At 68.5% G+C, this 26,838-nt stretch carries 29 protein-coding genes; 19 read left to right on the top strand and 10 right to left on the bottom strand.

The window, feature by feature from the left end; genetic code table 11:
- Window positions 1-129 precede the first annotated feature (129 nt).
- Window positions 130-360 (top strand): hypothetical protein, encoded by a 231-nt coding sequence (locus KZ810_RS11575; RefSeq protein ID WP_219769266.1) that lies wholly within the window; start codon window positions 130-132, stop codon window positions 358-360.
- Between the two features lie 3 nt (window positions 361-363).
- Here KZ810_RS11575 and KZ810_RS11570 read toward each other — a convergent pair whose 3' ends face one another.
- A complete protein-coding gene (locus KZ810_RS11570; RefSeq protein WP_219769470.1) occupies window positions 364-864 on the bottom strand; it encodes a YceD family protein in 501 nt (166 codons plus the stop codon).
- A gap of 50 nt (window positions 865-914) precedes the next feature.
- Window positions 915-1,427 carry a ubiquinol-cytochrome C chaperone family protein gene (locus tag KZ810_RS11565; protein WP_219769265.1) on the bottom strand — a complete coding sequence of 171 codons (513 nt, stop codon included), beginning with the start codon at window positions 1,425-1,427 and terminating at the stop codon, window positions 915-917.
- Between the two features lie 174 nt (window positions 1,428-1,601).
- Here KZ810_RS11565 and KZ810_RS11560 point away from each other — a divergent pair, with 174 nt between their 5' ends.
- The 8 genes from KZ810_RS11560 to KZ810_RS11525 all read left to right on the top strand — a co-directional run bounded on the left by KZ810_RS11560 (window position 1,602) and on the right by KZ810_RS11525 (window position 9,420).
- Window positions 1,602-2,093, top strand: a complete 492-nt coding sequence (locus KZ810_RS11560) for an outer membrane protein assembly factor BamE (RefSeq protein ID WP_219769264.1) — start codon at window positions 1,602-1,604, stop codon at window positions 2,091-2,093.
- Window positions 2,094-2,220: 127 nt separating this feature from the next.
- On the top strand, window positions 2,221-2,766 hold the full coding sequence (locus KZ810_RS11555) for an RcnB family protein (RefSeq protein ID WP_219769263.1): 546 nt from the start codon (window positions 2,221-2,223) through the stop codon (window positions 2,764-2,766).
- Between the two features lie 335 nt (window positions 2,767-3,101).
- Window positions 3,102-4,475 (top strand): glycosyl transferase family protein, encoded by a 1,374-nt coding sequence (locus KZ810_RS11550; RefSeq protein WP_219769262.1) that lies wholly within the window; start codon window positions 3,102-3,104, stop codon window positions 4,473-4,475.
- Window positions 4,472-5,548 carry a hypothetical protein gene (locus KZ810_RS11545; protein WP_219769261.1) on the top strand — a complete coding sequence of 359 codons (1,077 nt, stop codon included), beginning with the start codon at window positions 4,472-4,474 and terminating at the stop codon, window positions 5,546-5,548. Before KZ810_RS11550 ends, KZ810_RS11545 begins: the two co-directional genes overlap by 4 nt.
- A gap of 52 nt (window positions 5,549-5,600) precedes the next feature.
- On the top strand, window positions 5,601-6,515 hold the full coding sequence (locus KZ810_RS11540; RefSeq protein ID WP_219769260.1) for a sulfite exporter TauE/SafE family protein: 915 nt from the start codon (window positions 5,601-5,603) through the stop codon (window positions 6,513-6,515).
- Between the two features lie 47 nt (window positions 6,516-6,562).
- Entirely contained in the window at window positions 6,563-7,282 is a 720-nt protein-coding gene (locus KZ810_RS11535) for a TIGR02186 family protein (protein WP_219769469.1), read from the top strand.
- 89 nt (window positions 7,283-7,371) lie between these two features.
- Window positions 7,372-9,030, top strand: a complete 1,659-nt coding sequence (locus tag KZ810_RS11530) for an ATP-binding protein (protein WP_219769259.1) — start codon at window positions 7,372-7,374, stop codon at window positions 9,028-9,030.
- A 66-nt stretch (window positions 9,031-9,096) separates the two neighbouring features.
- Window positions 9,097-9,420, top strand: a complete 324-nt coding sequence (locus tag KZ810_RS11525) for a hypothetical protein (RefSeq protein WP_219769258.1) — start codon at window positions 9,097-9,099, stop codon at window positions 9,418-9,420.
- 416 nt (window positions 9,421-9,836) lie between these two features.
- On the opposite strand, the gene KZ810_RS11520 is transcribed toward KZ810_RS11525, so the two are convergent.
- A complete protein-coding gene (locus KZ810_RS11520; RefSeq protein WP_219769257.1) occupies window positions 9,837-10,049 on the bottom strand; it encodes a hypothetical protein in 213 nt (70 codons plus the stop codon).
- 112 nt (window positions 10,050-10,161) lie between these two features.
- Between KZ810_RS11520 and KZ810_RS11515 the strand changes: the two genes are divergently transcribed.
- Complete coding sequence (locus KZ810_RS11515; protein ID WP_219769256.1) at window positions 10,162-11,097, top strand: ribose-phosphate pyrophosphokinase; 936 nt, start codon at window positions 10,162-10,164, stop codon at window positions 11,095-11,097.
- 261 nt (window positions 11,098-11,358) lie between these two features.
- Here the strand turns inward: KZ810_RS11515 and KZ810_RS11510 are convergent, their stop codons facing one another.
- Window positions 11,359-11,685, bottom strand: coding sequence for a PilZ domain-containing protein (locus tag KZ810_RS11510; protein WP_258044796.1), 327 nt, complete (start codon window positions 11,683-11,685; stop codon window positions 11,359-11,361).
- 24 nt (window positions 11,686-11,709) lie between these two features.
- Window positions 11,710-12,234: a sterol desaturase family protein gene (locus tag KZ810_RS11505; RefSeq protein WP_219769255.1), complete on the bottom strand. Its 525-nt coding sequence runs from the start codon at window positions 12,232-12,234 to the stop codon at window positions 11,710-11,712.
- Window positions 12,235-12,287: 53 nt separating this feature from the next.
- On the opposite strand from KZ810_RS11505, the gene KZ810_RS11500 reads away from it, so the two are divergent.
- From KZ810_RS11500 to KZ810_RS11490, 3 genes are all read left to right on the top strand, one after another.
- The gene (locus tag KZ810_RS11500) at window positions 12,288-13,910 is read left to right on the top strand and encodes a lysine--tRNA ligase (protein WP_373369159.1); all 1,623 of its coding nucleotides are present in this window, start codon (window positions 12,288-12,290) and stop codon (window positions 13,908-13,910) included.
- A 261-nt stretch (window positions 13,911-14,171) separates the two neighbouring features.
- Complete coding sequence (locus KZ810_RS11495; protein WP_219769254.1) at window positions 14,172-15,380, top strand: MFS transporter; 1,209 nt, start codon at window positions 14,172-14,174, stop codon at window positions 15,378-15,380.
- A 186-nt stretch (window positions 15,381-15,566) separates the two neighbouring features.
- The gene (locus KZ810_RS11490; RefSeq protein ID WP_219769253.1) at window positions 15,567-16,574 is read left to right on the top strand and encodes a histone deacetylase family protein; all 1,008 of its coding nucleotides are present in this window, start codon (window positions 15,567-15,569) and stop codon (window positions 16,572-16,574) included.
- A gap of 17 nt (window positions 16,575-16,591) precedes the next feature.
- Here KZ810_RS11490 and KZ810_RS11485 read toward each other — a convergent pair whose 3' ends face one another.
- Genes KZ810_RS11485 through KZ810_RS11465 form a run of 5 tightly spaced genes read right to left on the bottom strand, consistent with a single transcriptional unit; the run spans window position 16,592 to window position 20,447 of the window.
- Window positions 16,592-16,870, bottom strand: coding sequence for an acylphosphatase (locus KZ810_RS11485; RefSeq protein ID WP_219769252.1), 279 nt, complete (start codon window positions 16,868-16,870; stop codon window positions 16,592-16,594).
- The gene (locus tag KZ810_RS11480) at window positions 16,867-17,013 is read right to left on the bottom strand and encodes a hypothetical protein (protein WP_174194551.1); all 147 of its coding nucleotides are present in this window, start codon (window positions 17,011-17,013) and stop codon (window positions 16,867-16,869) included. Before KZ810_RS11480 ends, KZ810_RS11485 begins: the two co-directional genes overlap by 4 nt.
- A gap of 60 nt (window positions 17,014-17,073) precedes the next feature.
- The gene (locus KZ810_RS11475; RefSeq protein WP_219769251.1) at window positions 17,074-17,724 is read right to left on the bottom strand and encodes a peptidylprolyl isomerase; all 651 of its coding nucleotides are present in this window, start codon (window positions 17,722-17,724) and stop codon (window positions 17,074-17,076) included.
- Between the two features lie 40 nt (window positions 17,725-17,764).
- Entirely contained in the window at window positions 17,765-18,880 is a 1,116-nt protein-coding gene (locus KZ810_RS11470) for an alpha/beta fold hydrolase (protein ID WP_219769250.1), read from the bottom strand.
- Between the two features lie 43 nt (window positions 18,881-18,923).
- Entirely contained in the window at window positions 18,924-20,447 is a 1,524-nt protein-coding gene (locus KZ810_RS11465) for a peptide chain release factor 3 (protein ID WP_219769249.1), read from the bottom strand.
- 444 nt (window positions 20,448-20,891) lie between these two features.
- On the opposite strand from KZ810_RS11465, the gene KZ810_RS11460 reads away from it, so the two are divergent.
- From KZ810_RS11460 to KZ810_RS11435, 6 genes are read left to right on the top strand one after another with little or no spacing between them, the layout of a single operon-like run.
- On the top strand, window positions 20,892-23,702 hold the full coding sequence (locus tag KZ810_RS11460) for a monovalent cation/H+ antiporter subunit A (protein ID WP_308461539.1): 2,811 nt from the start codon (window positions 20,892-20,894) through the stop codon (window positions 23,700-23,702).
- Entirely contained in the window at window positions 23,699-24,064 is a 366-nt protein-coding gene (locus KZ810_RS11455; protein WP_219769247.1) for a Na+/H+ antiporter subunit C, read from the top strand. The genes KZ810_RS11460 and KZ810_RS11455 overlap by 4 nt, the downstream gene beginning before the upstream one ends.
- Window positions 24,061-25,581, top strand: coding sequence for a monovalent cation/H+ antiporter subunit D (locus tag KZ810_RS11450; RefSeq protein WP_219769246.1), 1,521 nt, complete (start codon window positions 24,061-24,063; stop codon window positions 25,579-25,581). The genes KZ810_RS11455 and KZ810_RS11450 overlap by 4 nt, the downstream gene beginning before the upstream one ends.
- Window positions 25,578-26,066 carry a Na+/H+ antiporter subunit E gene (locus KZ810_RS11445; RefSeq protein ID WP_219769245.1) on the top strand — a complete coding sequence of 163 codons (489 nt, stop codon included), beginning with the start codon at window positions 25,578-25,580 and terminating at the stop codon, window positions 26,064-26,066. Before KZ810_RS11450 ends, KZ810_RS11445 begins: the two co-directional genes overlap by 4 nt.
- Complete coding sequence (locus KZ810_RS11440) at window positions 26,063-26,332, top strand: K+/H+ antiporter subunit F (protein WP_219769244.1); 270 nt, start codon at window positions 26,063-26,065, stop codon at window positions 26,330-26,332. The genes KZ810_RS11445 and KZ810_RS11440 overlap by 4 nt, the downstream gene beginning before the upstream one ends.
- The gene (locus tag KZ810_RS11435) at window positions 26,329-26,742 is read left to right on the top strand and encodes a Na+/H+ antiporter subunit G (RefSeq protein ID WP_219769243.1); all 414 of its coding nucleotides are present in this window, start codon (window positions 26,329-26,331) and stop codon (window positions 26,740-26,742) included. Before KZ810_RS11440 ends, KZ810_RS11435 begins: the two co-directional genes overlap by 4 nt.
- The last annotated feature ends 96 nt before the right edge of the window (window positions 26,743-26,838 follow it).

Genomic DNA, 26,838 nt, shown 5'->3' with positions numbered 1-26,838 from the left:
ACGCGTGAACGGCCATTCCTGATCGCAAGCGCGCCTCATGGGAAATCACCCACGCGGCAATTTACCCGCGAGCTGCCCCCATCCGCCCGCCCGTGCGTTGGGCATCCTCACGCCAACGGGAGCATTACCTTGTCCGACGACACCGCCGTTCAGGCCCGCCGCCGCGAGATCGCGAGCGAGCACCTGCTGTTCAAGCTGATCGAATATGTCGAGCAGCGCCACCCGGGCCTGCTCGATTACCTCGAAGGCAGCCTCGACCATCTCGGCGACCCCGCGCGCGACGAAACCAAGGACGACGAGGCGGTGCGCGGCATCGCGCGGCGGATGATCACCGGCGCCCGCGCCGAGGTCGCCGAATAACGCTCAGTCGCCGCGCGACAGTTTGTCCTTCAGCGCCGCGAACGGGTTCGCGGGGCGCGCGTCCTCCTCGCTGATGACGCCCGCCTCGCGCAGCACCTCGGCGGCGCGGGCGCTGCGCGGGAACGGGTCGAGCGCGAGCGCCATCGTCTCCGCGGCGGTTTCGCCCAGGTCGATGCCGCCGCCCTCGATCTCGACCGTGTCGATCTCCCCGCCGGCGAGCTCGTATTCGTCCTCGTCATCCGCCGGCGCGCGCGTGCCGGTCGGGTGAACGAAACGCAGCTCGACGCCCTCGTCGACCTGCGCGGGGATCGGGTCGCCCGTTACCGAACACGCCTGCGTCACCGTTGCGGTCACGCGCCCGCGCACCGCGACGCCCGCGGCTTCCTGTCGCACGGTGAAGCGGCCTTCCAGCCGCTCGATCGCGATCAGCCCGAACCGCTTGGCCAGCGCGGTGCGTTCGTTCTCGCGCGCGCTGATCGATACCTCGCGCGGGTCGGATCCCATCGCGTCCAGTCGTTCGACGCGGCTGAACTCCGGCTGACTTGCGCGGTCGCTCACGGCAGGCGTCCTTCCATCATCGCGTCGATCGGGGTTTCGGACAGCGCGGCGTGGAGCGCGAGCAACCCGCGGCGGACGTGCGCGACCGCCTCCGGCGCGGGCGCCTCACCGCGGTAGAGGTTGCGCACCAGCGCCGCGTCGAGCGTGTCGGTAGCGATCCCCTCGCGATAGGCGCCGAGCCGGCCGCCCAGCATCCCCATCATCCGCCCGACATGCTTGCCGACCACCATGTCGCCGAACCCGATCTGGCGCACCTGCGCGTCCATGTCGTCGACGAAGCGTTCGGTCAGCATCGCGGAAGGGGCCGCACCGGCCTCGGGCTCCTGCTCCAGCCGCAATTGCACCATCGCCAGCACCGCGGCCACCATGTCGAACCGCCCGTCGAGCGTGTCGGGCACCGCGCCGTCCAGATACCAGTGCGGTTGCCGCGCGCGCGCGATCACCGCGTCGTACAGCGGCAGCGCGGCCGTGCGGTCCCGCCCGCCAAACAAGGATTTCAGCCAGCCCAAGGTCTTCGTCGCTTCATCGTGGATGGTGTCGCCACGGGTGCGCTTGTGTCGCGCCCGTCGGGGGCATATTGAGGGCAAAGGCCGCTGCTGTCCACGTCCGGGCACCGGCTGACGGTCACGAACGTCCGCTCGAGCGGCGGCGCGCGCGACCTGACCGAGTCCGCCGGAGAGTCCATGCGTTTCCTTTCTTCCCGCGCCGTCATCATCGGGGCCGTGTCGGCCGGGCTGCTCGCCGCGGGCTGCACGCCGCTGCGCTCGCACCAGGGGTATATCGTCGACGCCGATCTGGTGAACTCGGTGCAACCCGGCGTCGACAATCGCCAGTCGGTGCTGGCGACGCTCGGCCACCCGACCTTTGCCAGCCAGTTCAACCAGGGCGACTGGTATTATGTCGCGCGCGACAGCCGCAATCTCGCGTTCAACCCGCCCAAGGCGGTCGATCAGCTGACAATGCGAATCAGCTTCGACGCGGCGGGCAACGTCACCGCGATCCGCAAGTCGGGCGTCGATCAGGTCGCGTCGATCGACCCGTCGAAGAAGGTCACGCCGACGCTGGGCCGCAGCCGCAGCTTCTTCTCCGAACTGTTCGGCAACATCGGCGCGGTCGGTGCGCCGGGCGCGGGCGGGGGTGCCGGCGGGCGTCCGGGCGGTCGCGACCAGCCGTAACCTTGGCCGGCGAAGCTGTCGTTTCGCTGACCGTCGCATTCCCGCGGCGTTCAGTCATGCGCGCTTATTCCTCCCTTCATGCCCGGTCCGCCGTTCGGCGGTGCGGGCGCCGAAGAGGAGCAAGTATATGCGTCGTCTGATCACCACCGCCCTGCTCGCCGCCGTTGCGCTGCCGGCGATCCCTGCCGCCGCCTCCGCGCAATCGCGCGAGGAACTGCGCCGCGACCGCCAGGACATCCGCCGCGAGCAGCGCGACCTCGACCGTGCCTATCGCTACGGCGACCGCGGCGACATCCGCGACCAGCGCGGCGATCTGCGCGAGGCGCGGCGCGAATATCGCGAGGATCTGCGCGGGCGTTACGGCGACCGCGACTGGCAGGGTGATCGCGGCCGCAACTGGGGCCGCGGCGACTGGTCGGCCTATCGTCAGCAGAACCGCGCACTCTATGCCCGCGGCGACTGGCGCGCGCCGTTCGGCTATCAGGCATTCCGGCCGGGCGTGCGGATCGCCCCCAATTATTATGGCACGCGCTACGTGATCAACGATCCCTGGCGCTACCATCTGCCGCCTGCCCGCGGGTACACGCGCTGGGTGCGCCATTATAACGACGTGATCCTGATCGATCAGCGCCGCGGCGTCGTGGTCGACGTGATCCGCAACTTTTACTGGTAATCGGGCTGGCGCGGTGCCGGCGAGGGTCGGCGCCGCGCCTCGTCCGACCCCGATCGGCCGCGCCGCCGATTACGCCACGGCGCGGCCTGTACCGGCTTGGGAACGGTACCGGTCCCGAAAGGGGATAAAGGGACCAGAACCGCGAACGCCGTTGAGTCGCTTTTGTTCTCCCCCACGCCAGCGATTTTCGACGTGCCGCCCGCTACCCGCGTCGTCGCACCATCTGCGCGCGCGATGATGCTTGCCGATCGCGCCAAAGCGTAAATTTCTCCGGCTTGTGCCTGGATTATGTATTTTGCAGACTTCGCGCGACCAGAATTGGCGCGGGGGCACCGATGGAAAGCGTTGTGGCGGCAGGCCTCGCGGTCTGCGACGTCGTGCTGCACGAAAGCCTGCTGTTCGCCGCGATCATGTTCTTCATCGGCGGGATCGACGACTTGCTGGTCGACCTCGCTTATCTGTTCTGTCGTCGCCCGGCAGGGACGATCGACCGGTTGCCGGCGGCCGATACGCCGCCGCTCGCGATATTCATCGGCGCGTGGGACGAACAGGCGGTGATCGGCGCGATGCTGACTGCGGCGCTCGCGCGGCTCGACTATCCCGATTACCGTATTCTCGTCGGTTGCTACCCCAATGATCCCGCGACGATCGCCGCGGTCGATGCCGTGGCCGCGCGCGACCCGCGCGTGTGCCTCGTGGTGGGGGAGCGGCCGGGTCCGACCACCAAGGCCGATTGCCTCAACACCTTGTGGCGCGCGCTGATCCGCGACGATGCGCGCGCCGGCCGCGACACGCGCGCGGTCGTGCTGCACGATGCGGAGGACGTGCTGCATCCCGCCGAGCTCCGCGTCGTCGCGGCGCATCTGCGCGCGAATGCGCTGGTGCAATTGCCGGTCGTCCCGCTCATCGACCCCGCCGCACCGATGGTCACCGGGCATTACGCCGACGAGTTCGCACTGGCGCACGCGGTTGCGCTGCCGGTGCGCACCGCGCTCGGCGCGGCGATGCCGCTCGCGGGCGTCGGCTGCGCGATCCGGCGCGACGCGCTCGACCGGCTCGCGCACGCGACCGGTGACGCCCCGTTCGAGCCCGCGAGCCTGACCGAGGATTACGAACTGGGCCTGCGCGTCGCCGCGCTCGGCTACGCCAGCTGCTTCGTGCGCGTCCGCGACGCGAAGGGTGCGCTGGTGGCGGTACGCGCCTATTTCCCCGACACGATCCGCGCCGCGGTGGTGCAGAAGGCGCGCTGGATGACCGGGATCGCGCTCGCCGGCTGGGACCGCACCGGCTGGGGCGGTCGCTGGCGCGGGGTCGAATTGTGGATGCGGATGCGCGACCGTCGCGCGCCGCTCGCGGTGCTGACGCTCGCGGCGGGTTATCTCGCGCTCGTCGCCTGGGCGATCTCGACGCTCGGGCATCTGCTGGATGGCAGTGCGCCGCCCGGGGTGACCGACCTGCTCGCCGCGCTCCTGTCGATCAACGCGTCGCTGCTCGCGTGGCGGCTGCTCGTGCGCGCGCGCGCCACCGCGCACGAACACGGCTGGCGCGAGGGGCTGCGATCGGTGCCGCGCGCGGTGCTGGGCAATGTCATCGCGTTGCTCGCCGTGCGGCGCGCGGTGTGGCGATACGTCGGGATGCTTGCGGGGCACGCGCCGCGCTGGGACAAGACGACGCACCGCTTTCCCGTCATCCTGCCCGATCCGGCATGATCGGACGCCACGTCCTCGCGCGCGGGATCACGGGCGAGGGGCGTCCGCTGCGCTTCCTGATGATCGTGGTGGGCGGCTGGACCGGCGCGCGCGTCGCGCTGTTATGGCCCGACCCGGTGGCCGAGCGCGCGATCGCGGCGCGGCGCCTGATCACCGCGTCGTCGCCCCCGATCGGCGTGACTGCGCCCGTCGGCACACCCGCCACTGCTGCGATTCCCCACCTCTCCAGCCCTGAGCGCGCCGCGACCGTCCGTCTGACCGATACAATCGGCCGCGCGCCCGCCGCTAGGCTACAGGTAGCCGCCGCACCCCTGCCAAATCCACTCATCGCCGCCGCCGCGCCCGCGCCGGCGCCCGTCATCGCCGCCGCATCGTCGCCCGCGATCGTCCCGCGTGCCGCACGCGCCGACGCCGCCCAGCCGGTCGCGATCGCGCTGCCGCAGCCCGCGCGCTGGTCGGCGAGCGTCTGGGGACTGATCCGCGGCAGCGGCGCCGCGGGCGGTGTCGCGACACCGCAACTGGGCGGCAGCCAGGTCGGCGCGCGGCTCGCCTACCGTCTCGACCAGAGCGGGCGCGTCGCCGCGGTCGCGCGCGTCGCCGCCGCGCTTCGGACGCGCCAGCAGGAAGCGGCCCTAGGTCTCGAGTGGCAGCCGACGCGTCTTCCGTTGCGGCTGGTGGCGGAGCAGCGTGTCGGGATCGCGGGCATCCGCGGCGGGCCCGCGCTGGGGCTCGTCGGCGGCGTCGGTGCGCTGCCGCTCGGCCACGACCTCCGCGTCGACGGCTACGCGCAGGCAGGCGTCGTCGCGCGCGACCGTGCCGACGGCTACGTCGACGGTGCGCTGGTGATCGCGCGCCCGGTCCGTGTCGCGGAGGCGACTCGCCTTGAGCTGGGCATCGGCGCGTGGGGCGCGGCGCAGCGCGGGGCGTCGCGGCTCGACCTCGGCCCCTCGGCGACGCTGGTGCTGCCGCTCGAGCGGCGCGCGATCCGCATCGGGGTGCAGTGGCGCGAGCGCGTCGCCGGAAACGCCCGCCCGGGGTCGGGCGCAGTGCTGTCGCTCGGTACCGATTTCTGACGCGCCGGGTGCGGCTATCGCGCGCGGCGCGAAACGACTAACCCCGGCAGCCATGGACGTTTATTTGCCGATCGCGAACCTGTCGGTGAACGCACTGGTCATGATCGCGCTCGGCGCGGGCGTCGGGCTGTTGTCGGGTATGTTCGGGGTCGGCGGCGGATTTCTGACCACGCCGCTGCTGATCGTCTACGGCATCCCGCCGACCGTCGCCGCGGCCTCGGCGGCGAGCCAGGTGACCGGCGCGAGCGTGTCGGGCGTGTTCGCGCATTTCCGCCGCGGCGGCGTCGACGTGAAGATGGGCGTGATCCTCGTCGCGGGCGGCATTGGCGGGTCGATGATCGGCGCATTCCTGTTCCGCTTCCTGCAGGCGTCGGGACAGATCGATACCGTGATCGGCATCATCTACGTCGTGTTGCTCGGCTGGATCGGCGCGCTGATGGCGACCGAGGCGATCCGATCGATCCGCGTGCTGCACGGCGCCGCGGCACCGCGCCCGCGCCGCCGTCGCCACCACCCGCTCGTCGCCAGCCTGCCGTGGCGGACGCGCTTCTACGCCTCGGGCCTCTACATCTCGCCGCTGGCGCCGTTCCTCCTGGGACTGGGGATCGGCATGCTGACCGTCCTGCTCGGCGTCGGCGGCGGGTTCATCCTGGTGCCCGCGATGATCTACCTGCTCGGCATGGCGACCAGCGTCGTCGTCGGCACGTCGCTGTTCCAGACGCTGTTCGTCACCATGATCGCGACGATGGTCCACGCGACAACGACCAAGGCGGTCGACATCGTGCTCGCCGCGCTGCTGCTGGTCGGCTCGGTCGTCGGCGCGCAGGTCGGCGCGCGTTTCGCCAATCGCGCGCGCCCCGAATATCTGCGCCTCGCGCTCGCGATCGTCGTGCTGCTGGTCTGCCTGCGCGTCGCGCTCGGGCTCGCGTGGCGCCCCGACGAGATCTACACGGTGGAGCTGTCGTGACGCGCCGGCGCGTCGGCATCGCGTTGCTGCTCGCCACACCGCTGCTGATGGGGCAGGCGAAGCCCGTGCTCGTCCCCGACGTGTCGCAGCGCGACATCGAGATCAAGTACAGTTTCTCCGGCGCGGAACTGCTGCTGTTCGGGGCGATCCTCTTTCCCGGCGGGCGCCTGCCCGAACCCGGGCACCGCACCGACGTCGCGATCGTGTTGAAGGGCCCGGCGCAGTCGATCATCATCCGCGAAAAGGAAAAGGTCGCAGGCATCTGGGTCAATGCGGAGGCGCTGCGCTATCGCTCGGCACCGTCCTTCTACGCGATCGCCTCGTCGCGCCCGATCACGACGCTCGTCGACGCGCGGACGCGCGCGATCTACGAACTGGGGCTCGACAGCCTGCAGCTTTCCCCCGCCTCGAACGCCGCCGCCGCGGTGCAGGACCGCTTCACCCGCGGGCTGGTCGAGCAGCGCCGCCGCACCGGCCTGTTCGTCGAGGCGCCGCGCGCGGTCGAGATCACCGGCGACGTGCTCTACCGCGCGCGACTGACCATCCCCGCGCGCGTGCCGACGGGGCGCTTCACCGCGGAAACGTTCCTGATCCGCGACGGCCGCGTCCTCGCCGCCGCGGTGCGCGACATCGACGTGCGCAAGACCGGGTTCGAGCGGTTCGTCACGCGCGCCGCCGATCGCCACGCCATCCTCTACGGCCTGACCGCGGTCGCATTGTCGGCATTGCTCGGCTGGGGCGCGGGGCGGTTCGCGCGGAGGAAGTAGATCGCGTAGAAATCACTCCGTTTCGGACGCGGTTACACAAAAATTTACACCTGCTGGTTATCGCTCACCCGCATGATCGGCCAATTCGCATGAACGACCAGCCCGCATCCCATGTCTTCGCGGACGCGGTAACCGCGCTCGGCACCGCCCCCGCGGTGGCGCCGATCGGCTACGTGCTCGAGGTCGCTGGTTCGCGCAGCGAAGTCGTGCTCGACGTCGCCGCGCTCACCTTGCTCGGCGGCAGCGCCGACGCGGTGCTCGCCAGCACGGGGCAGGTCGGCGGCCAGTTGAAGGTGCATAACGGCACCGCCTGGCTGATCGCGAGCATCCGCTCGCTTCAACTCGCACCCGGCACGGCGGGGCAGATCGTCGCCGCGATCGATTTCCTCGGCGAAGGCGACGAGGAGCGGCTGACCGGCCGCCTGTTCAACTTCCGCCGCGGTGTGACGCGCTATCCCATGCCGGGGACGGAAATCTTTCCCGTCACCGCCGACGATCTCGTCCAGGTCTACGCCGCGGAGGATCAGACCGTGGTCGAGGTCGGCCACGTCTACCCGACCGATCACGTCCGCGGCGCCCTGTTCGTCGACGCGATGCTCGGCAAGCATTTCGCGCTGCTGGGCTCCACCGGTACCGGCAAGTCGACCGCGGCGGCGCTGATCCTCCACCGCATCTGCGCGCTCGCGCCGCAGGGTCATATCGTGATGATCGACCCGCACGGCGAATATGGCGCGGCGTTCCGCGACAATGGTGCGCTGCACGACGTCAACAACCTGCAGATGCCGTACTGGCTGATGAACTTCGAGGAACATTGCGAGGTGTTCCTGACCTCCTCGGGTGCCGAGCGGCAGGTCGATGCCGACATCCTCGCCAAATGCCTGCTCGCCGCGCGCGCCAAGGGGCGGGTGGGGCAGGAGATTCCCAAGCTCACCGTCGACGCGCCGGTGCCCTATCTGCTCAGCGACCTGTTGCAGCTCATCCAGCAGGAAATGGGCAAGATCGACCGCGCCGGCAGCACCGCGCCCTATCTCCGGCTCAAGACCAAGATCGAGGAGATCAAGGCCGATCCGCGCTTCGGGTTCATGTTCTCAGGGATGCTCGTCGCCGACACGATGGCGGCGTTCATGGCGCGCATCTTCCGCCTGCCCGGCGACGGCAAGCCGATCTCGATCATCGACGTGTCGGGCGTGCCGAGCGAGATCACCTCGGTCGTCGTCGCGGTGCTGAGCCGCATGGTGTTCGACTTCGCGATCTGGTCACGCAACGAACCGCAGCGCCCGATCCTGCTCGTCTGCGAGGAAGCGCACCGTTACGTCCCCTCGGAACGCGACCGCCAGGGCGCGGTGTCGCGCATCCTCAGCCGCATCGCGAAGGAAGGCCGCAAATACGGCGTCTCGCTCGGCCTGATCACGCAGCGCCCGTCGGACCTCGCCGAAGGCGTCCTGTCGCAGTGCGGCACGATCATCGCGATGCGGCTCAACAACGAGCGCGATCAGGCGTTCGTCCGCGCGGCGATGCCCGAGGGCGCGCGCGGCTTCCTCGATTCGATCCCCGCGCTCCGGAACCGCGAGTGCATCATCTGCGGCGAGGGCGTGTCGATCCCCGTCCGCGTCGCGCTCGACACGCTCGAACCCGCGAAGCGCCCGGCATCGGCCGACCCCGTCTTCACCGAATTGTGGCGCGAGGTCGGCGGCGAGGATCAGATCGTCCAGCGCGTCATCCAACGCTGGCGTGCGCAGGGGCGGTAGACAGAATTAGTGATCCAAATGTCTGCTGCTAGTAGAAAGTGGGCATAGCTTCGATAAGCTAGCGCGATGCTGCACAAGCGCGACCTTACTGGTGTCGTTGACGTCGACGGGCAGAGCTACAAGTGGACCCTTCAACGTGAGCCGCAATGGTGCACGGCTGATGGTTGGCGGGGCATGACCGTCGCCGTGCGGCAAATAGATGCACGGCGGGAAGCGGTGCTGGAGTTTCCCATGCCCAAGCGTTCATCGAATGGCTCACCCCAGCTACAGCGCCCGAAGATCACTAATGCTATCGTCGCCAATGGGGTTCGTGCTGCTTTGCTCGCTGGCTGGGAACCGACTTCGCGCGGTAAAGCCATTGTCTACATAGTAGATGCCAATGGATGCTAGAGGGTAGCAGCTATTTCTCGGGAGATGTCGTGTTTTGGTGACAAACGAGCTTCAAACCTTATAACTCATGGCCCATGATCAGCAAAAATCTGTACCGGATTGTACGAGCAGTTTTCCCTCTGATCTTGCCCGCGGCGGCAATAGCGCTGGTGACCCGGCTTACTTTTATGTTCGGCTCGTCTGCTGGATTTGAGGAGTACCAACTCCCACGGGGCAGCGAAGCTGTTGGAGATCCAGGCTTCTGGGTAGTGACGAATATAATCGGATCCGTCGGTCTAATTCTAGCAGCGAGTGGGAAAGTCAGACTAGGTAACGCACTCGCCCTGATCGTTTGCCTGACCGGGTGTTTCCGGTTTGTAGCTGCTCAGTAGGACCGTTAAAATCTGTATACGTGGAAGATAAAATTCGGGGCTTAACTAACCGTGGAAAAAGCCGGCGATGGCGTCGACGGCGAAAAACAGAGCCGCCACGGCATAGATCGAAGCTGAAAGCCAAAACAGCGCCGGGGTCTTTTCTCGCAACGGTGATGATAAGCAGCCAGCGAGCGTGCAGCCAATATAAGGCGGTAGGAGCTTTTCCGCCTGATACTGCAAAGTTCTGAATGCCCGAAGCCGGGCGCGTGCAGACATCACCTGCGCCCACCTGTGCCCGATGCCAGGGCCGGCGTCCCGCCACCTGCACTCCCGCCCATTGCCATCGCGCGCACGGCGGCTAAAGCCGGCGCGCGAAAGGGACCACACCATGAAGCTGTTGACCGGCAACTCCAATCTGCCGCTCGCCACCGCGATCTCGGATTATCTCGAGGTGCCGCTGACCGAGGCGCTGGTCAGGCGATTCGCCGACGAGGAGATCTTCGTCGAGATCATGGAGAATGTCCGCGGCGAGGACGTGTTCCTGCTCCAGTCGACCAGCTACCCGGTCAACGACAATCTGATGGAGCTGCTAATCATGATCGACGCGTGCCACCGCGCGTCGGCGAAGCGGATCACCGCGGTGATCCCGTATTTCGGCTACGCGCGTCAGGATCGGAAGCCCGGACCGCGCACGCCGATCTCGGCGAAGCTCGTCGCGAACCTGATCACTACCGCGGGCGCCGACCGCGTGCTCTCGGTCGACCTCCACGCCGGGCAGATCCAGGGTTTCTTCGACATCCCGACCGACAATCTGTTCGCCGCCCCCGTCATGAGCGCGGACATCCGCACGCGCTTCGGTGACAAGAACCTGATGGTCGTCTCCCCCGACGTCGGCGGCGTGGTGCGCGCGCGCGCGCTGTCGAAGCGGCTCGACAACGCCCCGCTCGCGATCGTCGACAAGCGGCGCGAGCGCGCGGGCGAATCGGAGGTCATGAACATCATCGGCGACGTCGAGGGGCGGTTCTGCGTGCTGATCGACGACATCGTCGATTCGGCGGGCACGCTGTGCAACGCTGCGGCCGCGCTGCGTGAGGCGGGGGCGGAGGACGTCGTCGCCTATGTCACGCACGGCGTGCTGTCGGGCGGCGCGGTAGCGCGGGTCGAGGGTTCGTCGTTGCGCGAGCTGGTCATCACCGATTCGATCGGCAACCACGAATCGATCGGCAAGGCGGAGAAGATCCGCCACCTGACGATCGCACCGCTACTGGCGGAGGCGATCAAGCGGATCGCGGACGAGACTAGCGTTAGTAGTTTGTTTGACTGACGGGTGAAGGCGCGCCTGCGTTCGCGCCGGTGCCGCGAGAGCGGCATCGCCCGGCACGGCCGGCGGACAGGCGCCAGCCTGATCCGGCCGACGACGCGGGCTTTGCCCGCGTGGGGTTTCTTCCGGGCGCGGTAGTCGCTGACGAAGAAGGCCAACTAAGAAAAACGCGGGCAAAGCCCGCGTCTTCGGCCAGGCTCGGCTGCGCCGACCTGCCGGCAGGGCGAGCGGTTCGCTGGCGCGATCAGCGCGACGCGGTCGCGCTTACCGCTCGCCTAAAGCTACAATATGATCGAACACCGCGGGGTGCAACGGCTTGGCGAACGCGCAGCCGTAACGGAACTTGTCGCGCCACGCGACCACTGCCTCGACCGCGGCAAGCCCCGGCAGCGTCAGCCACACGGTCGTCCCCGGCCACAGCGTGAAGCTCGTCTGCGCGCGGAAACCGGTGACCGACAAGTCGACCACCTCGATCTCGAACCGCGTGTTGCCGCGGTCGCGCAGATGCGCCTTCATCTTCACCGCCCGGCGCAGAGCGTGGCGGTTTTCCTCCACTTCGGAAGGCGCGGGAATCGGGACGGCGGGTTCCATGCGCCGATTCATGCGCCCAAAGGGTTAATCTTCGGCAAAGACCGAGGGATGCGGTACCGTCGACTGGCGTACGCCCTTGCGTCCGCGGCGCTTCAGCTCGGCCTTCAGATCCTCGGGCCGCGGCGCGACGATGAAGCCGAAGCTGACGTTGCCCTCGCGCGTCTCGACCACGTGGTGCAACCGGTGCGCCTGGACGATCCGCTTCATGTAGCGGCCCCTGGGCAGGTAACGCGTCGGCACGCGGCGATGCACGATCACGTCGTGGAAGCCGAAATAGATCATGCCGTACGCGGCGACGCCCGCGCCGATCCAAACGAACCCCGGCCACCAGCCGTAATGCAGCGCGCCGTAGATCATCAGGATCGACGGCACGGCAAAGATCACCGCGTAGAGATCGTTCAGCTCCCAGTGGCCGTCGCGCGCGCGGTGGTGGCTCTTGTGCAGGAACCAACCGGGCCCGTGCATCACCCAGCGATGCATCGCATAGGCGAAGCCCTCCATCAGCACGACGGTGACGAGGAACAGGAAAAGCGCGGACCACAAAGCCATTGTGTTCGCGCATATAGCGTTGGCGCGGCCGAATCGCTACGTCGCACCGCACCATGAACGACGAACTGCGCTCCCCCGACCTCCGATCCGCTGCCCTGGAATCCAAGGCCTGGCCGTACGAGGAGGCGCGCAAGCTCCTCAAACGTTATCCGAACGGCAAGCCGGGCGGCGAGGCCGTCCTGTTCGAAACCGGCTACGGTCCCTCGGGTTTGCCGCACATCGGCACTTTCAACGAGGTGCTGCGCACGACGATGGTGCGCCAGGCGTTTCACGCCTTGTCCGATCAGCCGACCCGGCTGGTCGCATTCAGCGACGACATGGACGGCCTGCGCAAGGTGCCCGACAATGTGCCGAATGGCGCGATGCTCGCCGAGCATCTGGGCAAGCCGCTGACGCGCATCCCCGATCCGTTCGGCAAGTTCGACAGTTTCGCCGCGCACAACAACGCGATGCTGCGGCAATTCCTCGACCGCTTCGGGTTCGACTACGAATTCGTCTCCTCGACCGATTGCTACACGCAAGGCCGCTTCGACGAGGCGCTACGCGGCGTGCTGCGGCATTTCGGGGGCGTGATGGACGTCATGCTGCCGACGCTCCGCGCCGAGCGCCGCGCGACCTACTCGCCGATCCTGCCGATCAGCCAGGTGAGCGGCATCGTGCTTCAGGTGCCGGTCGAGGTGGTCGACGCCGAGGCGGGGACGATCGCCTTCACCGATCCCGCCACGAACGAGCGCGTCGAACAGAGTGCGCTCGGCGGCATGTCCAAGCTGCAGTGGAAGGTCGATTGGGCGATGCGCTGGGTCGCGCTCGGCGTCGATTACGAGATGGCGGGCAAGGACCTGATCGATTCGGTGACGCAATCGTCCCGAATCGCGCGCGTCCTCGGCGGACGTCCGCCCGAGGGCTTCAACTACGAGATGTTCCTCGACGAAAATGGCGAGAAGATTTCGAAGTCGAAGGGTAACGGCCTGAGCCTCGAGCAGTGGCTGACCTACGGCCCCGAGGAAAGTCTCGCTTTCTACGCCTACCGCGAGCCCAAGAAGGCGAAGCAGCTCCACATGGGCGTGATCCCGCGCGCGGTGGACGAATATTGGCAGTTCCGCGGCAATTACGCCGGCCAAGCGGTCAAGGAACGGCTCGGCAATCCGGTCCACCACATCCACGACGGCAAGCTGCCCGACGGCGAGCTGCCGGTGACCTTCGGGCTGCTGCTCAACCTCGTCGGCGTGATGGGTGAGGGCGCGACGCCCGATCAGGTCTGGGCCTATCTCGCCAATTACGTCCCCGACGCCTCGGCGGCGCGCTATCCCGAGCTCGACCGGCTGATCGGCCACGCGCTCGCCTATCACCGCGATTTCATCGCCCCGACGCTCAAGCGCCGCGCGCCCGAGGGGGTGGAGATCGAGGCGCTGCGCCGCCTCGACGCCGCGCTCGCCGCACTGCCCGCGGAGGCGAGTGCGGAGGACATCCAGAACGAGGTGTACGAGATCGGCAAGACCGGCGGGTTCGATTCGCTGCGCGACTGGTTCAAGGCGCTCTACGAAACGCTGCTGGGCTCGTCGCAGGGGCCGCGGATGGGCAGCTTCATCAAGCTGTACGGGGTCGGGAACAGCCGAAAACTGATCGCGGACGCCTTGGCCGCAAACGCGGCCACGCCCGCGCCGGTGCAGGCGTAGCCGGCAGCGCCAAGGCCGGCCGGCGGGTCGGTGCCAACCGACCCGTCCGACGACGCGGGCTTTGCCCGCGGCGGCCTCTCCTGTCTGCCTTACCCAGACGAAACCGGGGTCGCCGGTGCGCCAGGTAACGCCCAGCGAACGTGATCGCCGCATCACTCCAGCCCCACCACAAACCCCTCACTCCCGTGAGCGAACACGGTGTCCGCAAGGCAGCCACCCGCCACCTTGCACCCCGCCACCCCAGCCCGCATCTATGCTGCAATGCAGCAACATACGCCCGCATCGACCCTGAGGCCCGCCGCGCCGGTCGGGCTCGTCCATCTCGCGCTCGCGGTCGGCGGGTTCGCGATCGGCACGACCGAATTCGCCGCGATGAGCCTCGAGCCCGATCTCGCGCGCGGGCTCGGCGTCGACGCGCCCGCGGTCGGTCACCTCATCAGCGCCTATGCGCTCGGCGTCGTCGTCGGCGCCCCGACGCTCGCGGTCGCGCTCGCCAAGGTTCCGCGGCGCACTGCGCTGATCATGCTCATGCTCATGTTCGCGGTCGGCAATGCCTTGTCGGCGATCGCGCCGGGCTATGATGCGATGCTCGCATTCCGTTTCCTCGCGGGACTGCCGCACGGCGCCTATTTCGGGATCGCCGCGCTGGTCGCGGCGTCGCTCGTGCCGGAGAATCGCCGCACCACCGCGATCGGGCGCGTGATGCTGGGGCTGACGGTCGCGACGATCGTCGGCGTACCGCTCGCCAAGCTGCTCGGCCAGTGGCTGAGCTGGCGCTACGTGTTCGGCGTGGTCGCCGGGCTCGCCCTCACCACCGCCGCGCTGGTCGCCGCCTTCGCACCGCACTACCGCCCCGATCGAGGTGCAAGCCCGCTGCGCGAACTCGCCGCCTTGCGCAACGGGCAGGTGTGGCTGACGCTTGCGATCGGGGCGATCGGCTTCGGCGGCCTGTTCGCGGTCTACACCTATCTCGCCTCGACGCTCACCGAGGTGACGGGGGCGTCGAATGCCGCGGTGCCGCTGGTGCTCGCGGTGTTCGGCATCGGCATGACCGCGGGCAATCTGTTCGTGCCGCGCTTCGCCGATCGCGCGCTGATGCCGACCGCGGGGGTGCTGCTGCTGTGGTCGGCGGGTGTCCTCGCGCTCTACCCGTGGGCGAGCGGCAGCTTGGCCGCGATCACCGCCTGCGTTTTCGCGATCGGCTGCGGCGGCGCGCTCGCAACCGTGCTCCAGACGCGGTTGATGGACGTGGCGGGCGACGCGCAGGGGCTTGCGGCCGCGCTCAACCATTCCGCATTCAACGTCGCCAACGCGATCGGACCGTGGGCGGGTGGCCTCGCGATTGCGGGCGGATATGGCTGGGCTTCGACCGGCTACGTCGGCAGCGCGCTCGCGCTCGGCGGGTTCGCGATCTGGGGGCTGACGCTCGCGGTCGAGCGGCACCGGCGGGGAGATGCCGCGCTCGCCTGACGGGTGCGAAGGGCGCGTCCGTGCCCGGGGCCGCGGCATCGCGCCTGTTTCGCCGTGTCCTACGCCCCGCACGCGTGGCATGGTCGCACGCATGACCATTGCCGCACGTCCCGATCCCGTTCTTCCTCGCGCGCACATGCGTAGGGGTGTGACCTTAGTGACCTTCCAGCCGGCGGCGCGCGGCGCATGAGGCGGTTCTTCTCGCCCGCGCAAACCACGCACGCGCCTGCGCAGGAACTCCACAACGGTGCCTTCACCGATTACGCCGAGAAGCCGTCGCGCGCGCAGGCGATCCTCGCCGCGATCGGCGGCGCCGAGCAGCCGGAGGATTACGGCACGGCGCCGATCGAGGCGGTCCACGACGCCGATTACCTCGCCTTCCTGCGCGACGCGGCGCGGATGTGGGAGGAAGCCGGGCGCCCCGGACAGGCGATCCCCTACGCCTTTCCGATCGTCGGCCGCCGCCCGCTCGCGCTGTCGCGCATCGACGCGCTGCTCGGCCGCCACGCGTTCGACGCAACCACCCCGCTGACGCATCAGACCTGGGCCGCGGGCTATGCCAGCGCGCAGTCCGCACTCGCTGCGACGCACGCGGTGCTGGGGGGCGAGCGCGCCGCCTTCGCGCTGTGCCGCCCGCCCGGCCATCATGCGGGGCGCGATTATTGCGGCGGCTATTGCCACATCAACGTGGCGGCGGTCGCGGCGCAGGCGGCGCGCGACGCCGGCTGCGCGCGCGTCGCGATCCTCGACATCGACTATCACCACGGCAACGGCACGCAGGACATCTTCTGGCAACGCGGCGACGTCTTCTATGCCTCGCTCCATGCCGACCCTGCGACCGATTACCCGTTCTTCTGGGGCCACGCCGACGAGGTGGGCGAGGGCGACGGGCGGGGCGCAACGCTCAACCTGCCGCTGCCGCAGGGGACGCGGATCGACGCGTTCCGCACCGCGCAGGACCGGGCGCTCGCGGCGATCGCGCGGTTCGGGGCCGATTTGCTCGTCGTCAGCTTCGGCGCGGATACGTGGGAGGGCGACCCGATCAGCCGCTTCAAGTTAACCACCGAGGATTATCCCGTCCTCGCGCGCGACATTGCCGCGCTGGGGGTACCGACCGCGATCGTGATGGAGGGTGGCTACGCGATCGACGCGCTCGGCCACAACGTGGCGGCGTTCCTGTCAGGGTTCGACTGAACGTCAGGGTACGAGGTCTAACGCGTCGGCCGCTTTTCGAACCCGTCGGGCACCTCGGCCGGTGCGTCCTCACTCACGGCGACGTCGTCGACACGCGCCGCGGACGGTCCGCGGTGCGCCCGCTCGATCATTGCCTCGACCTTCTCAGGCGCCCCGGCCACCACCGCCTCGACCGATCCGTCGGCGCGATTGCGCACCCAGCCGTCGAGCCCGAGGCTGCGGGCCTGTTCGACCGTCCAGTCGCGAAAGAACACGCCCTGCACCCGGCCGGTCACCACCAGCCGGCGGCGGATCACTCCACCTGATCCCCACTCGCGGGCTCGGGGTAATCCTCGGGCTTGGCCTTGCCCTGATTCTTTACCGCCTGTTCGTCGGCGACGTCGCGGACCTTGTCGTCGCGCTCGAAATCGCCGCCGGGCTTGTTGGGTTGATCAGGCATCGCATCGTCTCCTCGGGTGATCAACGAGCCGCGCGGCGGGAAGGTTCAGCCCAAAAACCCTCAGCCCTCCCGGCGGCGCTCGATCAACCACGGCCGCGGGCGCCCGGTCGGCTGCGGCTTCCCGTCCAGCCGCACCGCACGGTTGACGCGCACCGGGCGCAGCATCAGCGTGCCGCGCATCTGGCCCCCGACCGGTTCGGCGAGGATGCGGCGCACGGTCGCCTGTCCCGACACGACGCGGCCGAACGCGGCATAACCCGGATTGCTCGGGCTCCAGTCCATCGACGGCAGCGCGCCTACGGTAATGAAGAAATTGCCGTTCGCCGATCCCGGCGGTCCCATCCGCGCCATCGAGATCGTCATGTCGAGGTGCTTGATCCCGGTCTTCTTTGTCGATTCGTGCGGGATCGTGTCGAGGAACCGGCGCGCGTCGGTACGGATGCCGCCCTGGATAAAGCCGTAGCGCGGATCGCGCTTGTTCTTGGCGGTGCGATAGAAGGAAATGCCGTCGAACCGTCCGTCGTCGACGTAGCGCAGGAAATTGGCGGTGGTCGCGGGTGCCTTCTTCGCCGCCAGCGCGATCACCATCGGGCCGTCGGCGGTCTCCAGCCGCACCCGAACCCAGCCCGGCGTCGTGCGGTCGGCGCGCTGCGCCGTGGCGGGTGCGACGAGCAGGGGGACGACGAGGGCGGCGGCGAGATAGCGGATCATCCGCGGCGAGGTAGAACCCGCCCCGTTCACCCGCAACCCGCTACTCGGTCCGCTTGAGCAGCGCGGCCAAATCATCTTCCCAGAACTTCGCCCAGGTGTGCGTGCCGTGGCCGCGGGTCTCCGGTGTCTCGGCGATCAGCCGGAACGTGGCGTCCTTCATCCGCTTCACAGCCCCGTCCGGATAGGTGAACCCGCGCGGATTGATGAAATCGTCGGCGGAGTTGATCCACACCGTCGGCGCGGTGATCGACTCCAGCCGCGGCCACGGATCGTAATTGCGCGACGAATCGAGCTGATAGATCAGGTCGTTGGCGTCGATCCCCTTGACCGACGCCGCCACCCGTTCGCGAGCATAGGCCGCGGCGGCATCGCGCGTCGGATAATTGGTCTGAATCCACAAGGGCGCACCGCCCGCGACGAACAGCAGCGACGCCGCGCCGCGGATGCCCTGCGCCGGCGCGGTGGTGTACTTGCCCGCCATCCACGCGGGATCGCTGGTGATCGCGTCGATCGCGAGCTGTCGCCACATCCGGTTCAACCCCGCGATCGGCACCACCTCGCACCCCAGCGGCATCAGCGCGCGCGCGAACGTCGGGTAGGTCTCGCCCCAGACGAAGGCGTGCATGCACCCCATCGACGTGCCCATGATCAGCCGCATCCGCTTGATGCCCAGCCCTTCGGTGAGCAACCGGTGCTGCGCTGCGACCATGTCGTCGTAATCGTATTTCGGGAACGCCATGCGCAGCCCGTCGGAGGGCTTGGACGACCCGCCGTGCCCGATATTGTCGGGCAGGATCACGAAGAAGCGCGTGATGTCGAGCGGTTGGCCGGGGCCGTAGAGCCGGTCGGCGAACTGGGGTTGGAGGAACTGCTTGCCCGTGCCGCCGGTGCCGTGGAGCACCATCACCGCATTGTCGATCTCACCGCCTGCGTTGCGGTGCGGGTTGCCTAGCGTGGTGTAGTGGAGCTTCAGCGCCGCCATCCGCTCGCCCGAACGGAACGCAAAATCGCGCGCGACGAAATCCGCCTCGCGCGTCGGCCATCTGGTCGCGGTCGTCGGCGTCGTCGCCGCGCGGGTGGCGATCGGCGCGGCGGGGGTCGTCTGCGGCGGCGGGGTCAGCGCCTGCGCGGCGGCGAGCAGGAGGGCGAGCAGCATCGTGCCATGCTACACGCCGCGCGCCGGTGCGCCAGTGGGTGTCTTACCGCTCGCGCGTCGCGTTGAAGCGCACCTTGGGATAGCGATCGGCGACGTAGCCGATCTCCCACGCGCTTTTCGCCAGGAACACCGGATTGCCGTCGCGGTCCTTCGCCATCGCGCCGCGGTTCACCTCGGCGAACGCCTTAAGGTCGGCGGCGTCGCCCGTCACCCACCGCGCGGTGTCGAACGGCGCGGGCTCGAGTCCTGCGGCAACCTTGTACTCCGCCTCCAGCCGGCTGATCAGCACCTCGAGCTGCAATTGCCCCACGACGCCGACGATCCAGTTCGACCCGATCTCGGGATAGAAGACCTGCGTCACGCCTTCCTCGGCCATGTCGTCCAGCGCCTTGCGCAACTGCTTGGTCTTGGTCGGGTCCTTGAGCGCGACGCGGCGCAGGATCTCGGGCGCGAAATTGGGCAGGCCGGTGAAGCGGATGTCGGCGCGTTCGGACAAGGTATCGCCGACGCGCAGCGTGCCGTGGTTGGGGATGCCGATGATGTCGCCCGGAAATGCCTCGTCCGCCACTTCGCGGTTCTGCGCAAAGAAAAGGATGGGAGAGTGGACCGCGATCGGCTTGCCGTGGCCGGTCGGCGTCAGCTTCATCCCGCGCTTGAACGTGCCTGAGCACAATCGCATGAACGCGATCCGGTCGCGGTGGTTCGGGTCCATGTTCGCCTGCACCTTGAACACGAACCCGGTGACCTCGTCCGCGTCGGGCGCGATCGGTGCGGGCTCGGCGGGTTGCGGGCGCGGAGGCGGCGCGTGGCGCGCGAGCGCGTCGATCAATTCGGCGACGCCGAAGTCCTTCAGCGCCGATCCGAAATAGACCGGGGTCAGATCGCCGTTGCGGTAAGCCTCGGCGTCGAATTCGGCATAGCCCGCCTGCGCCAGCTCGACTTCCTCGGCGAACCGCTCGGACAAGGTCACGTCCTGGTCGACGCGGCCCTGGAAGTTGCGGCTGTCGCCCTCGGGCCGGCTGACTCCGCCCGTCTCCAGGTCGAGCACGCCCTCGAACTCGCCGCCCATGCCGATCGGCCAGCTCATCGGCGCGACGTCAAGCGCGAGGATGTCGGCGATCTCGTCGAGCAGCTCGAACACCGGGCGGCCTTCGCGATCGACCTTGTTGACGAAGGTGATGATCGGCACGCTGCGCAGCCGGCACACCTCGAACAATTTGCGCGTCTGCGCCTCGATCCCGCGCGCCGCGTCGATGACCATGACCGCGGAATCGACCGCGGTCAGCGTGCGGTAGGTGTCTTCCGAGAAATCCTCGTGGCCCGGCGTGTCGAGCAGGTTGAAGGTGATGCCGCCCCGCTCGAACGTCATCACGGACGAGGTAACCGAGATGCCGCGCTGCTGCTCGATCTTCATCCAGTCGGAGCGCGCGCGCCGGTTCGCGCCGCGCGCCTTGACCTCACCCGCCAGGTGGATCGCGCCGCCCGCGACGAGCAGTTTCTCGGTCAGCGTCGTCTTGCCGGCGTCGGGGTGGGAGATGATCGCGAAGGTACGGCGGGGCGAAGTCATGGTGATCCTGGATGAACGGCACCGGCACGGTCGGCGCAGCAGGCGGACGGATGCGGGCGTGATTGCCGCGCGCTTAGCAGCAAGTCCGGAGCGAGAACAGTCGCGGGCACCGGTCTGCCGGATCGATGACGCGGATTGCCCCCTCCGTCAGGTGCGCAGCAGCGCCAGCGCGAGCGCGATCATGCCGAACACCGCGACGAACAGCAAAATAAGCACGATCTGGATCGCGCGGTGCACTCTGGGATCATTGGCCACGCCACCGATATGGCCCGAAGGCCGGCGTTCACAAGCGCGCAGGAAGTCGGGTCCCGAGACCACGCACGTCGTCCACCGCCTGTTGTGTCAACGTGTTGCCGATCACCGCAATCGGCGGCACCCGCACGGTAGCGGTTGTGCCCGCCCATGTTGCGATGCGATGGGGGGGCAAATTTGGAGATTGCGCGCGTGGCCTTGCTGGCCCTGATCTTTCTGCCGTTCGCGGCGGCGGTGCTGCTGGGGGTGACACGGCACGCCTCTCGCAGCGCGCACGTTGGCATTGCGGCGGGGGCGAGCGGCGCGGGGCTGGCGATCCTGTTGGCGCAGGCCCCCGCCGCCCTCGCGGGCATGGTGCCGACGATCCAGATCGGCTGGATACCGGCGCTGGGGCTCGATCTCAGCCTGTGGCTCGATCCGCTCGCGCTGCTGTTCGCGGGACTGATCCTCGCGATCGGCCTGCTCGTCGTCGTCTACGCGCACGGTTATCTGGGGAAGGAAGAGCCGAGCGCGCGCTTTTTCTCGTTTCTGATGCTGTTCCAAGGCGCGATGCTGGGCATTGCGCTGTCGCGCAATGTGCTGCTGATGCTCGTCTTCTGGGAGCTGACGAGCCTGTCGTCGTTCCTGCTGATCGGTTTCTGGCGCGACCGCGCCGATGCGCGGCAGGGCGCGCGCATGGCGTTGACGGTCACGGGTGGCGGGGGCCTCGCGCTGATCGCGGGGCTGGTGCTGCTCGGCAAGGTAGCGGGGTCGTACGACCTGTCGACCATCCTCGCGCGCGGCGCGCTGGTGCAGGCGTCGCCGCTCTACCCCGTTATCCTGCTGCTGGTGCTGGGCGGCGCATTCACCAAATCGGCGCAATTCCCGTTCCACTTCTGGCTGCCGTACGCGATGGCGGCGCCGACGCCGGTCAGCGCCTATCTCCATTCCGCGACGATGGTGAAGGCGGGCGTGTTCCTGCTCGCACGATTGTGGCCGGTGCTCGCGGGCACCGAATGGTGGTTCGGCATCGTCACCTCGGTCGGGCTCGCGACGATGCTGTTCGGTGCGGGCGTCGCGCTATACCGCTACGATCTGAAGGCGATCCTCGCCTATTCGACGATCAGCCAATTGGGTCTGATGGTGATGCTGCTCGGGTTCGGCACCGCGGCGGCGGTGACGGCGGCGGTGTTCCACATCCTCAACCATGCCGCGTTCAAGGCCGCATTGTTCATGCACGCGGGGGTGATCGATCATGAGACGGGCACGCGCGATATCCGCCGGCTTGGCGGGCTCGCTGCGGTGATGCCGCTCACCGCGACCCTCGGTGTGCTGGCGGCAGCGGCGATGGCGGGGCTTCCCCCGACGGGCGGCTTCATCTCGAAAGAGATGATGCTGGAGGAAACCACCCACGCGCTGCTCGGCGGGCAGCATCTGCTCGTGCCGGTGCTGGCGACGATCGCGGCGCTGCTGTCGGCGGCCTATTCGCTTCGCTACGCCGTGTGGCTCCATGCCGGGAAACGGCGGACGGGCGAGGTCGCGCACCCGCACGATCCGGGGGCGGCGATGCTCGGGCCGCCCGCGCTCTTAGCGGCTCTAGCGCTCGCGCTCGGGCTCGCGCCGATGACGCTCGCTGCCCCTTTGGTCGCGGCAGCCACCGCGGCGGTGACGGGCACGCGCGAGCCGGCACTTCACCTCGCGCTGTGGCACGGCATCAATCCGGCGCTGCTGATGAGCGTGGGTGCGGTGGCGGCGGCGATCGTGCTGCTGTTTCGCTATTCCGCCACTGCGCGCATCGTCGCGTATCTGCCCGCGCCCGACGCGAAGAACCTGTTCGATCGCGGCATGGAGATGAGCGTCGCCGCGCTGCGGCACGCGTCCGACTGGCTTCACCGCGCCTCGCTGCAGCGTTACCTGTTCGTCCTGTTCGCGGTCGCCCTGCTGCTCGGGCTCGATGCCGCGGTCCGCTTCGCGCTGCCCGCCGGCACTGCGCCGACGACCGTCGCCTCGCCGATCGCCGTCATCGCCTGGGCGGGCCTGATCGCGGCGACCGTCGCGGTGGTCGCGGTCGATCGACGGCGCTTCCTCGCGCTGCTCTTCCTCGGCGTCATCGGTCTGGTGATGGCGCTCGCCTTCGTCCATCTGTCCGCGCCGGACCTCGCGTTGACGCAGATCGCGGTGGAGGTCGTGACGATCGTGCTGATGCTGCTTGCGCTTCACCTGCTGCCGCACCACCCGCCGCGGCTGTCGGGTGCTGGACGACGCGTGCGCGACGCCGCGCTGGGTCTCGCTGGCGGCGGGGGCATGGGCTGGCTCGCCTGGGCGATCATGACGCGGCCGATGCGCGACGGCATCTCGCGCTTCCACTGGGAAAACAGCCATGCCGGCGGCGGCGGCGACAATGTCGTCAACGTCACGCTGGTCGACTTTCGTGCGTTCGATACGCTGGGGGAGATCATCGTGCTCGGCATCGCCGGGCTCGCGATCTTCGCGTTGCTGGAGCCGGCCGCGCGCGGCATTGCCGGGCGCCGACTGCGCGAATGGCGTTCGAGCGAATTGTTCTCGTCCGAACGGCACCCGATGATGTTCGTGATGGCGGCGCGGCTGCTGCTGCCGCTCGTCCTGCTCGTCGGCTTCTACCTGTTCCTGCGCGGGCACAATCAGCCGGGTGGCGGCTTCGTCGCGGCGCTGGTGTTCTCGATCGCGATCCTGCTGCAATATCTAGCATCCGGTTTCGACTGGACCGACGAGCGGCGACGCATCGGCGAGCATCAGTTGATCGGGCTCGGCGTCCTGATCGCCGCGGCGACGGGGCTCGGCTCGCTGCTGTTCGGCGCGCCGTTCCTGTCGAGCAGCTTCGGCCATTTCCACCTGCCCGTGATCGGCGATGTCGAACTCGCCACCGCGATGCTCTTTGACCTGGGCGTCGCCTTCGTCGTCGTCGGCGCGGTGACGATGGCGCTCGCGCAGTTGACCCACGTCGCGCAACGCGCCGCGCGGCAGCCGCCCGAGGAGCGCGCGTGAGCCTCGAATTCCTCGTCGCCTCCGCGATCGCGGTGCTGGTCGCGGGCGGCATCTATCTCGTGCTGCGCGCACGGACGTTCCAGGTCGTGCTCGGGCTGACGCTGATCTCCTACGCGATCAACCTGTTCCTGTTCGCGATCGGGCGGCTCGTCGTCGATGCGCCGCCGCTCTATGCAAAGGTGGTCACGCACCACGCCGATCCGCTGCCGCAGGCACTGGTGCTGACCGCGATCGTCATCACCTTCGGCATGACCGCGCTGACCGTGATCCTGTCGCTGCGCAGCTTTCTCGAGGCCGGCACGGATCACGTCGACGGCAAGCCCGACGCCAGCCCGGATGCCGATGCGGGAGCGCGCGCGTGACCGCGATCGACCATCTGCTGATCGCGCCCATCGTCGTGCCCGCGGTCACCGCGCCCGTCACCATGCTGGTGATGCGCCGCCGTCGCCACTTCAGCCTCTGCCTCTCGCTCGCCGGCTGCGTCGCGATGCTCGCCGCCGCGTTCGCGCTGTTCGCGCTCGCGCAGGACGACCGCATCCGTGCCTACGCGATCGGCGGCTGGGTGGCGCCGTACGGGATCGTGCTGGTGCTCGACCGGCTGGCGGCGATCATGCTGGTGCTGACCGCGGTGTTGGCGCTCGTTGTCCTCGTCCACGCAATCCTGACGGGGGCCGATCGCAAGGGCTGGCATTTCCATCCCCTATTCCACTTCCAGCTTCTCGGGCTGAACGGCGCGTTCCTGACCGGCGACCTGTTCAACCTGTTCGTCTTCTTCGAGGTGTTGCTGATCGCGTCCTATGGCCTGATGCTCCACGGCCAGGGCGCGCTGCGGCTGAAGGCGGGCGTCGCCTATGTCGTCGTCAACATCGTTGGCTCGGCGCTGTTCCTCGTCGCGTTGGGGTTGCTCTACGGGCTGACCGCGACGCTCAATATGGCCGATCTCGCGGTCCGCGTCGCAGCACTCGGACCGGCGGATCAGGGGCTGCTGCGCGTCGCAGGGTTGCTGCTGACGACGGTGTTCGCGCTCAAGGCGGCGGTGGTGCCGCTCCACCTCTGGCTGCCGCGCACCTACGGCGCGACGATGCCCGCCGTGGCGGCATTGTTCGCCATCATGACGAAGGTAGGCGTTTACGCGATGATCCGCACCGTGCCGCTGATCTTCGGTGCGCATGCGGGCGCGGCGGCGTGGGTGCCCGCGCCCTATCTGTTGGCGTCGGCGATCCTGGGGGCGGCTGTCGGCTTCGTCGGCGTGCTGACCGCGCGCGGCCTTCGTGAACAGGCCGCGTTCGCGGTACTCGCCTCGACGGGCACGTTGCTGATCGCGGTGTCGGGCTGGCGCGAGGCGATGCTCGCCGCCGGGCTCTACTATCTCGTGCAGGCGGTGCTCGCGGGAGCGCTGTTGTTCCTCGTCGCCGACACGGTGATGCGTCGGCGCGGCCAATACGGCGACGCGTTGGCTTCGAGCCCGCGCTTCGCCGATCAGGACGGTGCGGGGCTGCTCTACCTGTCCGCCGCGATCGCCGCCGTCGGACTGCCCCCGCTCGCCGCGTTCGTCGGCAAGCTGCTGATCCTCGACGCGAGCTTCGGTGTGCCCGGCTGGTCCGCGATCTGGACAACGATCCTCGCCACCACCTTCGTCGGCGTGATCGGCTTCTTGCGCAGCGGATCGACCCTGTTCTGGAAGTCGGCGTCGGATGCGGATCCGATCGCTTGTCCGCCACGCGCGCGGACAGATTTCTTCGCACCAGCCTTGCTCCTCGCGCTGCTCGCCGCGCTGACGGCCGGGGCGGGCTGGATGACCGCGCAGACCCATGCCGCCGCCGCGCAGGTGATGGCGCCGTCGCGCTACGTCACCGCCGTACTGGGAGGCTCGCGATGAGGTACCTGTTGCCGCACCCCGCATTGTCCGCGATGCTGTTGATCGTCTGGGTGCTGATGGCGAACACCGTCTCGGCAGGCGTCGTCGTGATGGGCGCGCTGTTCGCGGTGGTGCTGCCGAAATTTACGCAACCGTTCTGGCCCGACCGGCCGCGGATGCGCTTCGGTCGCACCTTGCTTAGCTATCTCGCGATCGTGTTGTTCGACATCGTCGTCGCCAATTTCCAGGTCGCCTGGTTGATCCTGTTCCGCCGTAACCGTGATCTGCGCGCGCACTGGCTGGTGGTGCCGATCGATCTGACCACGCCCGAGGCGATCACCATGCTGGCGGGGACGATCAGCCTGACGCCGGGCACCGTGTCGTCGGACGTGTCGGCGGACGGCCGCCACCTGCTGGTCCACGCGCTCGACGTCGCCGATCCCGCGCGTGAGATCGCGCGGATCAAGACGCGCTACGAGGCGCGGTTGCAGCGGGTTTTCGCGTGATCGCGGTCGCGCTCCACATCGCCGCTGGTGCGGTCGCGCTCGCGCTCGCCATGAATGTCTGGCGGCTGCTGCGAGGCCCGGCGCTGGGCGACCGGATCGTCGCGCTCGACACGATGGTCATCAACGCGATCGCGATGATCGTGCTGATCGGCATGATCGGCGGTACCGACATTTACTTCGAGGCCGCGCTGCTGCTCGCGATGGTCGGCTTCGTCAGCACCATCGCGTTCTGCAAGTTCGTGTTGCGCGGGGATATCGTCGAATGAACGTCGTCGCCGAGGTAATCGTCACGGCGCTGCTCCTGCTCGGTGCAGGCTTCGTGCTGATCGGCAGCTGGGGGCTGGTGCGCCTGCCGACGACGATGGAACGCCTGCATGGCCCGACCAAGGCGACGACGCTGGGGCTGGGCGCGCTGCTGCTCGCCTCAGTCACCTGTTTCTACGCGCGGTTCGGCATGGGTACCGCGCACGAATTGCTGATTTCGCTGTTCCTGTTCATCACCGCGCCGATCTCCGCCAACATGATCGCGAAGGTCCACCTCCACCGCGTCCGCATCGGTGCGATCGCCGAGCCCGACAGCATCGCGGGCGCGCCGCCGCGGCCAAGCGACGATGCCGATTGGGCGACGTTCGAGGCCCCGCGTCGCCACACGCCGTCCTCGACCGCCAACACCTGACGCGACGCGGGAGCTTTACCCCGCGGCGCGGGCGGGAGCGGCGGGCAACCTGCATATTCGCACGACCGACGAGCGATGCACTCCGCGCCATGATTG

Source organism: Sphingomonas citricola (assembly GCF_019429535.1).
In the GTDB taxonomy this organism is placed as follows: Bacteria; Pseudomonadota; Alphaproteobacteria; order Sphingomonadales; family Sphingomonadaceae; genus Sphingomonas; species Sphingomonas citricola.
Note: the sequence above shows the minus strand (reverse complement) of the source record. Positions and strands in the feature narration are given on the sequence as shown.